This window comes from Sorangiineae bacterium MSr11954, assembly GCA_037157815.1.
GTDB lineage: Bacteria > Myxococcota_A > Polyangia > Polyangiales > Polyangiaceae > Pendulispora > Pendulispora albinea.
The window spans coordinates 5,473,222-5,487,792 of the sequence record CP089984.1 but is presented as its reverse complement, the minus strand read 5'-3'; the positions used below and the strand labels follow the sequence as shown (position 1 = coordinate 5,487,792).

Genomic DNA, 14,571 nt, shown 5'->3' with positions numbered 1-14,571 from the left:
GAAGGACGGCGCCGTCTCGTCGAATCGGGTCAACAGCGAAGGTCGGCGGCGTCGTATGGAGCGACGGTGCTGGCGAAGGGAGAGGTGGTCGTCGTTCATCGCCAGATCCAGAGCGACGATCCGCTCGCCCGAGACCACGTGGTGCACGGGCTGCCGCTGCTTCCAGCGGCGGGCCATTTGGCGCTCGTGCACGACGCGCTGGTCGAGATCTTCGGGGATGTCCCTTTTGCACTTTCGCGGGTCGTTTTTCTCCGCCCCGTATTCGTGGAGCGTCGTGAGGAGCTCCAGATCGCCATTACATCGCAAGGCGACGGTCGGTACGGTTACGAGGTTCGCACGGCCGGCGGCGGCGGCAAACCCGAGATTCACAGTCGCGGCGAGGCGGCGCCGCTGGCACCGCGGGACCGAGAAGAGGACGCGCCCCCCCCGAAGCTCGCCGTCGAGGAGATCCGTGCGCGCTGCCCTGGGCGCGTCGATCGGCGCAGCCACTACCGGCGCTTCGACGAGATGTCCGTGTTGTACGGCCCCTTCTTTTCGACCGTGGAAGAGATCCGCCACAACGAAACCGAGGTGCTCGCGACCTTGGTGCACGACGGGGGCGAGCAGGCGCTGCCGGGTTGCTTCGATGGCGCGGTACAGGCCCTTGCCCCGCTCGATGACTCGGGGCTCGCTCGAGGGCCCCAAGTTCCATTCGCGATGCACAAGATCCAAATTTGGCGCGAAATTCCCACGTGCGCGCTGGCCTGGGTTCGCGTCCTGCCGAACAGCGGTGCGTCCATCGAGTGCGAGCTCGTGATCGCGGATCTGGACGGGGAAGTGTGCGCCCGCATCGACGGCCTGGTGACCCGCGAGCTCAAGCCGCCGACCGACCTCGAGAAGCCATCGCCCGCGCCCGCGCTCGAGATTGCGCCCGCGCCCGAGAAGGCATCGCCCGCGCCCGCGCCCGGTGTCGAGGCGCGCATCGTGCGTTTGCTCTCCGAGGGGATCGCCCGTGCGCTCGGGCGCGCGGATGCGGATCTCGATCCCGAAGCACCCTTCACCGACTACGGCGTCGACTCCATCATCCTGGTCGAGTTGGTCAATGCGCTCAACGCGCAGCTCGGGATCGAGCTGAAGACCACCGCGCTCTTCGACCACCCCAGCGTCGCCGAGTTGGCTCGCTTCGTCTCGGAGGAGTTCCGCGGCCAGATCGCACCCGCCCCGGCGCCCGACGTGGAGAGCCCGGCGCCCGACGTGGAGAGCGCGGCGCCCGACGTAAGGAGCCCGGCGCCCGTGCAAGGTACCCCGCGGGCGCAGGAGGTCTCCGCGTCGGTCGATCTCGCGTCGCGTCGCCAGATCGCGGTGGTGGGGCTCTCGTGCCGCTTCGCGGGCGCGCGCTCCGCGCGTGAGTTTTGGCAGAACCTCGCCGCGGGCAAGTGCGGCATTCGTGAGGTCCCCAAGGAGCGATGGGACGCCGATGCGCTCTACGACCCCGATCCGCGCGCGCCCGGCAAGACGAACTGCAAATGGGGTGGGTTCGTCGACGACGTCGACGCGTTCGACCCTCTCTTCTTCAATCTCTCGGGCAGGGAGGCCGAGCTCACCGATCCGCAGCAGCGACTCTTTCTCGAGGAGTGCTGGCGCGCCCTGGAGGACAGCGGATACGCGGGCGACGCCGTTTCGGGCCTGCGATGCGGTGTATTTGCCGGCGTCCCCGGGAGCGACTACGCCGCGCTTCTGCACGCGGCAGGGGCCGACGACGACGCGCAAGCGATGATGGGCAACGACACGGCCATCTTGCCTGCGCGCATCTCGTACTTTCTGAACCTCAAAGGCCCGAGCCTGGCCATCAACACCGCGTGCTCATCGTCGCTCGTCGCCGTCGATCTCGCGTGCCGTTCGATCGAGACGGGGCAATGTGAGATGGCGCTGGCAGGCGGCGTATGCCTCTTCGTCACGCCGAGCTTCCATGTGTCGTCCGCCAAGGCCGGGATGCTCTCTCCCGATGGTCTGTGCAAGGCGTTCGACCAGAGCGCAAACGGCTTCGTACCGGGCGATGGCGTCGGCGTCGTCGTGCTCAAATCGCTCGAACGGGCCAAGCTGGATGGCGACCATATTTACGGGGTCATTCTCGGCTCGGATACCAACCAAGACGGCAAGACCAACGGCCTGACCGCGCCGAGCTCGGTCTCGCAGACGGCCGTACAAATCGCCGCATACGAGCGAGCGGGCATCCAGCCGGACACCATCCAGCTCATCGAAGCCCACGGTACGGGGACCAAGCTCGGCGATCCGATCGAGATCGCAGCGCTCGCCCGCTCGTTTGCAAAGTACACGCAAGAGAAGCAATTTTGCGCGATCGGTTCGGTCAAGACGAACATCGGTCACACGGGTCAGGCGGCGGGTATCGCGGGGCTCATCAAGCTCCTGCTCGCGCTCGAGCAGGAGATGATTCCACCCACATTGCATCTCTCGGAGGAGAACGAGCGCATCGCGTTTCGCGAGACGCCGTTCTACCCCGTGACATCGCCGACACCTTGGAGGCGGCGCGAGGGCAGGCCGCGACGTGCGGCGGTGAGCTCCTTTGGTTACAGCGGCACGAACGCCCACGTCGTCGTGGAAGAAGCTCCGCGGTCCGCCGCCGGCGGGGACGAGGACGGTCGGCCGAGGCTCGTTCTCCTTTCGGGCAAGACGCCCGAGGCGCTGGCGCAGCGGCTCGAGGAGCTCGCCGTGTGGTTGGCCGAGGAGGGGCGTGAGGCCAGCCTCGCCGATATCGCGTACACGCTGCACGCCGGTCGGAAGCATTGGAGCGAGCGGATCGCCTTCGTCGTGAACAGCGTCGCCGAGCTGGAGGGCGCGATCCGAGGGGCGCGCGCGCGCGGAGCGGCTGCCGGTCTGCCGCCACGGCTCACGCCCGCCGAGAAGGAGCAGCGCGCCGAAACGTTGCGCCGATCGATGCCGGCGGCCTCGTCGCCGGCGTCTCGGGACACGTGGCTCCGTGAGGCGGCGGACCTTTATGTGCGTGGCTTGGCGATCGACGTCGACCTGGTCTTCCCCCAGGGGAAGGGACGGCGTCTCTCGATGCCCACGTATCCGTTTGCGCGCGAGCGTTATTGGGTCACCGCGCCAGCAGCGCCCGCCGCGCCCGCCATCAGCGCGGCGAAGAAGCGGTATCCGCTGCTCTCGGAGGACGCGCCAGGGAGATTCGTCTTCGACCCGCCACGCGATGCCTTCCTCAGGACCGATCATGTCGTTGGCGGCAAATCGATCCTCGCGGCCATGGTATCGGTGGAGCTGGCGCGGGCCGCCGTTGCTCTTTCGGGCGACGCGGGTGGCGCGGCCGTCACGATCCGCGATGTGAGCTGGCGTCGTCCCCTCCGGGTCGATGCGCCCTCTCGCCTCGAGCTGCGCCTCACGCGGCAGGAGGACGCGTTTCGGTTCGAGCTCGACGACGCGCCGGCCGAGGGCGGGCGCGCGCAGCCGCCTGCGGCGAGTGGATTCGTAACCATCGGAGGGGCACCCGCTGCCCTCGAGCGCCTCGAGCTCGACTCCATCCGCCGGCGCTGCACGTCCTCGCGGGCCGGTGCGGATTGCTACGAGCAGTTTCGGGCGATCGGGTTCGATTACGGTCCCGGGTTCAGGGTCATCGCCGATCTGGCCATGAACGACGACGAGGTGCTGGCGCGCCTCGAGCTGCCCGAGCCGCTCTTGCGGGATGCTTCGGACTTCGTCCTTCATCCTGCCCTGCTCGACGGTGCGCTCCAAGCGATGCTCGGGCTCGCGAAGGGCGAAGCCGATCCATCCGTTCCGTGCGGGGTCGCGGAGATCGCCGCTGCGGGCGCGCTGCCCCGGCGATGCATCGCGCACGTCGTGCGCACGGGCGAGAGCACGGTCGATGTGCGCGTGGCCGATGAAACGGGGCGCGTCCTCGTCGCCATCCGGGACCTCATGGTCGCGCGAGTCCGCCCGGCGCCCGCGTCCGTCGCGCGAGGTTCGGAGGGGCTCGTCGCTCTTCGGCCCGTGTGGCGTGCGCGCGCACGCGCGCGGTCGAATGAGCCGAACGAGGGCGCCGGGCCCACCTTGCTCCTCGACGGCGAAGGGGGTGCGATCGCATCGCTTCTGCGGGCCAAGGATCCTTCCCGGGCGCTCATCCGTGTCGTGGCCGGGCCGCGCTTCCTTTCGTCGGGGAAAGACGACTACGAAATCGACCCCGCGTTCGCGGACGACTGGTCACGTCTCGTCGATGCGATCGGTGCACCGCCCGGGCGCGTGCTCATCACGTGGAACCCCGGTGGAAGAGAGACGGTCACCGATTCGCCGGATCTCACCTTGGGCTTCGCGACGGTACTTCATGCCGCGCAGGCGCTCATGAGGGCGCGCCCGAAGCGGGCGGTCGACATCGCGGTCGCGGTGCCCGTTCACGAGGAGACCGCCCCGCCTCATCTCGCGGCGCTCGGCGCGTTCGCGCGCTCGCTTCGGGCCGAGCATTCGGACATTCGGATCGCCGTCGTCGGTCTCCCCGCCGCGCGCTTCGCCGACCATGTGCACGCCTTGCTCGCCGAGACCGATTCGGTGGACGCGCCCGAGGTCCGGTACCTCGAGGACGGCTCCCGATGGGTGCGGGAGCTCGAGGACACCTCGCTTCCGGAGCCAGCGCCCGAAAGAAGCGCCATGGCGGCAGCCGTCCGCGATGGGGGCATGTACGTGCTCACGGGCGGTCTCGGCGGCGTAGGGTTCGTCCTCGCGCGATACCTGGCGAGCCGGAAAGCGAAGCTCGTTCTCATCGGTCGCGCCGCGCTCGATGCGTCGCGACAGACGCGCATCGCGGAGCTCGAGCGACTTGGAGCCGAGGTCCTCTACGAGCGCGCGGACGTCGCCGATCGGCAAGCGCTCGCGCGCGCGCTCGATGCGGGCCGGCGCCGGTTTGGCGCGATCCATGGGATCGTGCACCTCGCGGGGGTCGTGAAGGACGCCTTCGTCATGCACAAGACGCTCTCGGACGCTCGCGAAGTCCTCCGCCCGAAGATCGATGGGGCCATCGGGCTCGACCTCCTCACGCGGGAGGATCCGCTCGAGTTCTTTGCGCTCTTCTCGTCGGCGGTCGCGGTCACGGGCAATGTGGGGCAAGCCGACTACGCGTTCGCCAACGCCTTCCTTGGTGAGCTCTCCCACCAGCGGGAGACGTTGCGGCGCGAGGGAAAGCGCTCGGGCAAGACCATCGCGATCGATTGGGGAGCGTGGGAGCGCGGCATGCAGGCGTCGGCGGACACGCTGGAAGAGCTGCGCTCCTCGGACGTGATACCGCTCGACGACGCGCAGGGCGTCGCGGGCTTCGTGCGCGCGCTCGCCTTCGCGGGGCCCGAGGTCGTCATCCTCGCGGGGCATGGTGGCGCCCGAGGCTCGCTCGTACGTCCGAACGAGGCCCACCCGAAGGAGATTCGGCCGAGCGCCTCCGGGACCCCATCGCCCGAGCTGCAACGCGAGATCGAGACGTACCTCAAGGAGCTGCTCGCGACGGAGCTGCGCGTCCCCGCCGCGAGGATCGACGCGACCGAGCCGCTCGAAACGTACGGGATCGACTCGGTCATGGTGATGCGACTATCGCGCCGCATCGAGGTCGATTTCGGCGAGCTGCCGAAGACGTTGTTCTTCGAGTACCAGAACCTCCGCGATCTCTCGGAGTACTTCGTGGAACGTCACGGTGGCGAGGTGCAGCGGATCGCCCGGCGAAAGGATCCGCTCGAGCCGAAGTCCGCTCCGACCCCGATCGAGACCCGCGCGAGCGTGCCCTCGCCGAGCGCGGCGCTCGTGGCCGTCGACGCCCCCGCGGGATCTCGGGCCACGGTGAAGGAGGCCGCGGCCGATCTGGAGATCGCCATCGTCGGCGTCGCCGGCCGCTACCCGATGGCGGACGACCTCGATTCGTTCTGGAGCAACCTCGCCGAGGGGAGGGATTGCATCACGGAGATCCCCGAGGATCGCTGGAAGCTCGACGGCTTCTTCAGCTCCGATAAGGCGACCCGCGGTAAGAGCTACTCCAAATGGGGTGGCTTCTTGCGCGGCATCGACGAGTTCGACCCGCTCTTTTTCAACGTATCGCCGATCGAGGCGGACATGATGGCCCCGCAGGAGCGCATCTTCCTCGAGACGGTGTGGCAATTGATCGAGAGCTCCGGCTATACGCGCGCCTCGTTCAGGGACCGCAAGACGGGCGTGTTCGTCGGCGTCATGTATGGGCAGTACCAGTTCTTTTCGTCGACCGACGGACGGGTGGGCGTCTCGTCGCACGCGTCCATCGCCAATCGCGTCTCGTATTTCTTCAACTTCCGCGGTCCGAGCATCGCGCTCGACACCATGTGCTCGTCGTCGCTGACGGCCCTTCATCTCGCGTGCGAGAGCATCAAGCGCGGCGAGTGCGAGGTCGCCGTCGCAGGCGGCGTGAACGTGAGCATTCATCCGCAGAAGTACCTTCAGTTGAGCTTGGGCCAATTCGCTTCGACCGATGGGCGTTGCCGGAGCTTCGGGGACGGCGGCGACGGTTACGTTCCGGGCGAGGGGGTCGGCGCGCTCCTCCTCAAGCCCCTGGCAAAGGCGCTCGCCGACGGTGACACCATTCACGCGATCGTCCGCGGGAGCGCGATCAATCACGGCGGCAAGACGAACGGCTACACGGTGCCGAATCCTCATGCCCAGGCGGCCGCGATCGCCGAGGCGCTCGAGAAGACCGGGATACCTGCCGACCACGTGAGCTATGTCGAGGCCCACGGGACGGGGACTGCGCTCGGCGATCCGATCGAGATCGCGGCGCTCACGAAGGCGTATTCGTCGATCGCCAAGCTCGCCAACCACACGCCCATTGGCTCGGTGAAATCCTCGATCGGACACCTCGAGTCGGCGGCCGGCATCGCGGCCATCACGAAGGTGCTCCTTCAGATGCGCCACGGAATGCTCGCGCCGAGCCTCCACGCCGATCGCGTCAACCCGAACATCGACTTCGCGCGATCCCCGTTCTTCGTCCAGCGTGAGCTCGCGCCTTGGAATCGGCCGGCGATCACCGAAGGCGCGAGCTCCCGCACCTTACCGCGCATCGCCGGGGTGAGCTCCTTCGGGGCGGGCGGCGCGAACGCCCACGTGATCCTCGAGGAGTGGAGCGAGCCCACGCCGCCTTCGGCCGAGCAGCCGCCTTCGGCCGGCGCGGAGCTCGTGCTCGTGTCGGCGAAGGATGCGCCGCGGCTCGCAGCGCTCGCGCGCGCGCTCGGGGAGCGGCTGCGTGCCTCGTGCGACCCTGCGCAGGCGCGCTCGGACGGAGCACCCGCGGAGGCGCGTGGGTGGCGCGGCCACCTCGAGGCCGACTTGCTCCAGCGCGCATGCCGGCTGCTCGGTGTTCCACCGGGGCAGATCGGGCTCGAGGACGATCTGCAAGACTGCGGGCTCGATGGCGTGGTTCGCGCGCAGCTCGACATGGAAATCGTCGAGGCCTACGGGCTCGCCGGGCCTCTCGAGCCGTCGGCCGGCCTGGAGAGCCTCGGCGCGCTCGCGGCGGCGCTGGCGTCGCGTACCGATGTCGCGTCGCGATTCGACGCGGATGCCTCCGTCGCGACGCGCGCCATCGTCCGCGACGGGTCTCCGCTTCGCCTGGCCGACGTGGCTTACACGTTGATGGTCGGTCGTGAAGCGATGGAGCAACGCGTCGCCTTCGTGGCGCGTGATCTGGCCGACGCCGCGCAGATCCTCGAGGCGGTGGCGCGCGGTGATACGCTTTCGGGCGTCGCGCGAGGCCAGCTCCGCGCGGGCGAACCTTGGAGTATGGTCTTCGATGGCAACGCGGGCGGGGAGTATCTCGCGGCGTTGGTCCGCGAGGGTGCGCTCGATCGCATCGCGCGACACTGGGTGGAGGGCGCGCCCGTGGACTGGAGCTCGCTCCACCCGGGTCCCCGCAAGCCCCGCCGTGTGCCGCTTCCGACGCACCCGTTTGCGCGGGAGCGTCACTGGCTGCCCGTGATGCACGACCGCGGCGGTGCCGTGGAGGTCACGAGCGAGACGAGGGAAACCAGGGAGACGAGCGAGACGAGCGAGACAAGGGAGACGAGCGAGATGCGGGAGACGCGAGAACACGATACCGCGACGAACGGCGCGGCGGCTCCCATCGGATTCGACGTGCAGAAGGACCCACGTCGAGAGCTCGTGCGGGAGCTCATCGCCGCGTCCGCCCCGATCCTCGGCCTCGCCCCCGAGCGGATGGATCCGATGGTCAACTTCGGCGACTACGGGTTCGAGTCGGTGGCGCTCAAGGACCTCGCCGTCCGGATTTCGGAGACCTTCGGCGTGACCATCAAGCCGACGATCTTCTTCGAGCGTCCGAACCTCGATGGCATCGCCTCGTGGCTGCTCGAGGAGCACGAGGCCGCGGTGAGGGCGCGCTACGAGGGTGGTGGCGCCGAGGGCGCCGAGGCGCCCGCCGTGGCGAACGTAGCCCACGCGATGGCCGGCGCGCGCCTGAAGACGCGGGCCCCCGAGGAGCCCGATGACGAGCCGATCGCGATCATCGGTATGAGCGGACGGTTCGCCGGATCGCCGACCCTCCGCGACTTTTGGAAGAACCTCGAGGCGGGTCGCGATCTCGTCACGGAGATCCCGGAGGCGCGCTGGAACTGGCGCGACTACGACAACGACGAGCTCCCTGCACAAGAGCGCTGCACGTCGCGCTGGGGATCGTTCATCGATGACGTCGACATGTTCGACCCTCTGTTCTTCGGCATCTCGCCGGCCGAGGCCGAGGTGATGGACCCGCAGGCGCGGATCTTCCTCGAGACGGTCTGGCACGGGATCGAGGACGCGGGATACCGACCGTCGGACTTCAGCGGAACGAACGTGGGCCTCTTCGCCGGCGTACAATTCAGCGATTACCAGCACCTGATGCACGAGGCGAACTTCCTGAACGCGCAAGCGGGCATCGGAAATGAGCACTCGATCGTGCTCAATCGGATCTCGTACCTCTTGAACCTGCGCGGCCCGAGCGAGCCCGTGAACACGGCGTGCTCGAGCTCACTCGTCGCCGTTCACCGGGCGGTGCGCTCGCTGCGGAGCGGCGAGAGCTCGGTGGCCATCGCAGGTGGGATGGCGCTCAACCTCGCGCCGCATTCGACGGTGGCCGCAGGGATGATGGGGTTGCTCTCGCCCGACGGCAAATGCAAGACGCTCGACAAGAGCGCGAATGGCTACGTGAAGGGCGAGGGGGTGGCCGCCATCGTCCTCAAGCCCCTGCGCAAGGCCATGATGGATGGCGATCATGTCTACGCCGTCATCCGGGGGACGGCCGTGAACCATGGAGGTCGCGCCGCCTCGCTGACCGCGCCGAACTCCGAGGCCCAGGCGTCGCTGGTCGTGCGCGCGATCGAAGAGGCGGGGATCCCGCACGATACGATCGGTTACATCGAGCTGCACGGCACGGGCACGGAGCTCGGCGATCCCGTCGAGATCAACGGGCTTCGTTCGGCGTTCCGTCAGCTCGCGAAGAAGAGCGGCACCCCTCTGCCCCAGGCTCCCCATTGCGGGCTGGGGTCCGTCAAGACGAACATCGGCCACCTGGAGCCCGCGTCGGGCATCGCGGGGATGATCAAGGTCATCCTCGCCATGCATCACGCGACATTGCCCGCGACGCTCCACCTCACGGAGATCAACCCGTACGTGGATCTCGCAGATGGTCGATTCTATGTCGTCGATCGAAAGATGCCCTGGCAACGCCTCCAGGATGCCAGCGGGCAACCGTTGCCGCGGCGCGCGGGGGTGAGCTCGTTCGGCTTCGGTGGCGTCAATGCGCACGTCGTGCTCGAGGAGTTCGTCGCGCCCCCGATCGGGCAAGGGCCGCGGGATCCATCGGCGAAGGCCGCGCGCGGCGACGAGGACCGCGGGCGAGAGCATGTCTTCGTCTTTTCGGCCAAGACGGAGGCCGCGCTCGAAGAGAGCGTTCGCGCGATGCTTCGCCGCATGGCCGAGTGGCAAGAGGATGGCTCCGTGCCCCCCTTGGCCGACGTGGTGTATACGCTCCAGCTCGGGCGCGAAGCGCACAAGGAGCGCCTGGCGTGCATCGCTGGAAGCTACGACGAGCTTCGCGATCGACTCGACGGTTACCTCGGGGGGCGGCCCTCGCGTCACGTCCATCGTGGAGCCTCGTCCGGGCACGGGGGAGAGCTCTCGGCGGCGCCTCACGTCGCCGCGCTCGCCGAGCACTGGGTCGCGGGTGGCAAGGTCGACTGGTCGTCGCTCCATGCCGGCCGCAAGCGCGTTCCGCTTCCGACCTACGCCTTCGGGCGCAAGCGCTACTGGTTTCACGATGGGCCGACCGCCGCCCCGTCGAGGGCGAAGGTCATCGCGCAGACCGCGGCCGGCGCGGCATCGGATGACGATGGCGGCGAGCTCCTCGCGGGCGAGGATTACGTCCGGGCCGAGCTGCGCGTGATCCTCCTCGAGAAGTTGAAGCTCGAAGATCGCGAGCTCGACGACGACGCGAACCTGGCGGACTTCGGCGTCGACTCGATGCTCGGCGCGATGATCATGCAGATCGCCCAGGAGAAGTTCGGCAGCCAGATCCCGTTGAGCGCGGCCGCCGAATACCCGACCCTCCGCGCGCTCGCGAGGTACATTCACGACGAGTTCTTCGACGGTACGGCGATCTCGGGGCGCACGAAGATGCAAAAGGGCGCCGCACCCGCGGCCGGTGCTCCGCTGGCGCTCGGATCGAAGAAGGCCGTGAAGTTCCCGCCGGAGCTCTTGCCGATGAACATGAAGGGGAGCAAGCCACCGTCCTTCTGGGTCCACGGCGCGACGGGCTACTCGGTGTGGTTCCAGAACCTCTCCGACTGGCTCGGACCGGACTATCCCATCTATGCGTTTCAGGCGAAGGGGACCGATGGCCGCTCGATGCCCCACACGCTCGACGAGATGGTCGATCACTACATCGCGTGCATCCGGATGGTCCAGCCCAAGGGCCCGTACATCATCGGCGGCTATTCGTTCGGCGGCGTTCCCGCCATGGAGATGGCGCGCCGCCTCGCCGAGCAAGGTGAGGAGATCCAGCACCTCATCATGTTCGACACGTATCCGGCGACCGAGGAGGTCTTCCAGCGCCACTTCGGCCCGTACGACGACGACTTCTTGCCGCTGTACCTCGCGAACTTCGTCATCAACGTCGACGAGAACCCGGAGCTCGTGATCCGCAAGGAGGACGTCGCCCACGTACCCAAGCGGCTGCTCGTCAACGAGCTCGCGCGCCTGGCGAAGGAGCGAGGCAAAAAGCGTATGTCCGTCGAGGACATTTACCTGTACCTCAAGGGCGGGCTGCTCGTATCCGAGAACGCGGAGGGCATCTACCAGCTCCACCCGATGCGGCCGTACGATGCGTCGGACGTCCTCTTTTTCCGCGCGATGGATGGCTTTACCGGCCGCGCGACGGAGAAGTACTGGCCGCCCACGAACATCCTCAAAGGCTACGACTACACGCAGCCGTGGCGCGACATCATCGAGGTCGACGCGAACGGGGCGCCGTCGGGTCGGAAGTTGAAGGTGGTCGAGCTCGACAACGATCACATGAACATGCTCTCGGAGCCGACGCTCACCGTGGCCGCGCGCGAGGTGGAGCAGATCCTCCGCCGGCCCCCTCCCTTCGACATGGAGGAGTACCTTCGTTTCAACACGGCCTTCCAAGAGGTCAACCGGTTCGGTTACCAGCTCCTCGCCGACCGGATGCGCGCGGTGCTGCCTCCGGCGAACCAGAGCACGACGCGCCAGGAGATCCACGAGAAGCTCAAGGTCCAGCCCCGATACAACCGCCTCTCGAATGCGAACATCGACATCCTCGACCGCGAGGGGTACGTGCGCATCGAGGGCGACCGGATCACGGTGACCGAGAAGCTCGCAGAGCCCCTCTTCCCGGGGGCCGAGGAGGAGATTCGGTCGCGAGCCGAGGACTTGCAGGCGCAGTTCCCGGCGGCCAAAGACTACGTTCCGCTGCTCACGACGTGTCAGGCCGCGGTCCTCGAGGTGATCGAGGGGACCCGCGATCCGGTCGACGTCATCTTTCCAGGCGGCTCGATGAAGCTCGTCGCCGAGCTTTACAAAGGCAACCTGCAGACGGACTACTACAACAAAATGGTGGCCGATCGGGTGGGTGAGTTCGTGCACCGGCGGCTACGCAAATACAAGCACTCCAAGGTTCAACTCTTCGAGGTCGGCGCCGGGACGGGCGGCACCAGCGTGTTCATCTTCGACGCGGTCAAGGAGCATGCCTCCAAGGTTCGCTACGTCTACACCGACGTGGGCGCGGGCTTCGTCCAGATGTCGAAGCAGCAGTTCGCGCCGCAGTTCCCCTTCGTGGAGTTTACGCCGTTCGACGTCGAGAAATCCGGGGACGTCCAGGGGTTCGAGCCGCACACGATGGACGTCGTCATCGCGTCGAACGTCCTGCACACCACCCGCGACATCCATCACACGCTCGCGCAGTGCCGCCGGCTGCTCAAGCCGAAGGGCATCATCGTCATCAACGAGCTGACCCAGCGCCTCGACTACAACACGCTGACATTCGGGCTCACCCCCGGCTGGTGGCTCTACGAGGACGAGGACGAACGCATCAGCGGCTCGCCCCTCCTCAAGAACTACGATTGGGTGCGGATTCTCGAAGAGGTGGGGTTCGAGAGCGCCGAGGTGACCGGAATGCCCGGTACGCCCGTGAGGGAGCTCGAGCAAAGCATCATCGTGGCCGTCGCTGCCGGCTGAACCTCGAAGCGCGGCGAAGCTCGTGATGGCCGACGAGGTTCGCCGCGCTCGGGCCGGCTCACGCTTTCTGGATGAAGAGATCTTCGATCACGAGGACATCGAGCCCCGAGGTGTAGAAGACCGCGAGCGCGTCCTCCACCGTGTGGATGATCGGCTTGCCCATGACATTGAAGCTCGTGTTGCAGACCAGCGGTACGCCCGTGATGTCGTAGAATGCGTGGACGAGTCGATAGAACTTCTCGTTGTATTCTTTCTTCACCGTCTGGAGCCGGCCGGTGTTGTCCTTGTGGACGACCCCTGGCACCTTCGAGAGCACGCTGTCCTTGAACTCGAGCGTGCGCTCCATGTAGGGCGTGTCTTGGTAGTCGTGGAAGTATTCGGGGCCGTGCTCGTGGAGGATCGCGGGGGCGAACGGGCGGAACTCCTCGCGAAACTTCACGCGAGCATTGATGCGATCCTTCATGTCGGGCGAGCGCGCATCGGCGAGGATGGATCGGTTGCCGAGCGCACGTGGTCCGAACTCGGCCCGGCCCTGGACCCAGCCGACGAACTTGCCGTCGGCGATGGCTTGCGCGGCGCGCTTGCAGAGCTCGGGGAAGGGAAGACGTTCCTGCTTCGAAGGGCCGAACTTCTGGAGCTTCGCCAGCGCGTCATCGCTCATGGCGGTCCCGAGATACGGGCTCTGCACTTTGGGCGCGTACGAGGCGTTCGGATGGTCCTCGCGGTAGGCGAGCATGGCCGCCCCCAGCGCGTTCCCGTCATCGCCCGGCGCGCTGAAGATGTGGACGTTCTTGAACGGCGTGTATTTCAGGATCTGGCCGTTGGCCGCGGAGTTCAGCGCGCAGCCGCCCCCCAAGACCAGATTGTCCGAGATGCCGAGCGCGTGGAGGTTGTTCAGAAACTCGAAATAGATGTCGCAAAATACCTGCTGGCCCGCGCGCGCGAGGTGCGCGGCGGCCCATGGCGATTCATGCTTTTTGCGACGGATTTCGTGGATCTTTTGCGAGAGCTTCAGGAGGACGGCATCCGGGGGCGCCGTCAAGCGGACGCCATCGACCTGGATGAAGGACCGGAGCAGCTCATAGTGCTCTCGGTTGATTTCACCATAGGGGGCGAGCCCCATGACCTTCCATTCCTCCCCCGTGAGCGGGCCGAAACCGCACGCCACGCAGAGCATGGTGTAGAGAAATCCAAGGCTCGCTGAGCTCTGGTCGGAGATGCCTTCGATCGTGTCGAGCCGGCCGTTCCGGAAACGGTAGACCCCCGTCGACGACCCTTCGCCATACCCATCGAGAACGGCGCACACGGCCTCGTCGAACGGGCTCGTGTAAGCTGCCGCGGCGGCGTGCGTGCGGTGGTGGTCGTAGCGGCGTTGCACGAGCTCCGGCGCGTATTTGCGGCCCTCCCGGAGGTTGAGCTCGTACTTCAGTGTGACGCCGGCATGTCCGACGGTGCGAGCCTGCGACTCGAAGACGAACTCGCGCGAAGCGAGGTGCACCTTCATGAAGTCGGGGACCTCGCCCATGACCTTGAGGAGCTTCGCTTCCTCCTGCTTGAGGGCTTCGAGCGACGAGGTCATCTCGCTCGTCGTATCGGCGCTCCAGCTATGGGCGATGACCAACTCGGCGTCTCGGTCGCAATACTTGTCGACCACGTTCAATGTGCGGTCGATGAAATCGGGAGCGCAATTGATGGATCGCTTGTTCTGGAGGTATCGCTCGGTCGCCTCTGCAAATACGACCGTGCCCTCCGCGTTTACGATGGCGAGCGCGCTGTCGTGGAGCGTGCTCGCGAGTCCGATGTAATTTCTCTTCATTCTTC

General features: G+C 67.1%; 2 protein-coding genes. One reads left to right on the top strand and one right to left on the bottom strand.

What is annotated here, in order from left to right:
- Positions 1 to 66: 66 nt before the first annotated feature.
- A complete protein-coding gene (locus LZC94_21225; GenBank protein ID WXB19734.1) occupies positions 67 to 12,750 on the top strand; it encodes an SDR family NAD(P)-dependent oxidoreductase in 12,684 nt (4,227 codons plus the stop codon).
- 58 nt (positions 12,751 to 12,808) lie between these two features.
- Here the strand turns inward: LZC94_21225 and LZC94_21220 are convergent, their stop codons facing one another.
- On the bottom strand, positions 12,809 to 14,566 hold the full coding sequence (locus LZC94_21220) for a hypothetical protein (GenBank protein ID WXB19733.1): 1,758 nt from the start codon (positions 14,564 to 14,566) through the stop codon (positions 12,809 to 12,811).
- Positions 14,567 to 14,571 lie beyond the last annotated feature (5 nt).

Coding starts and splice junctions, on each gene's coding strand:
- LZC94_21220 (WXB19733.1), bottom strand. CDS start 14,566: ATGAAGAGAAATTACATCGGACTCGCGAGCACGCTCCACGACAGCGCG.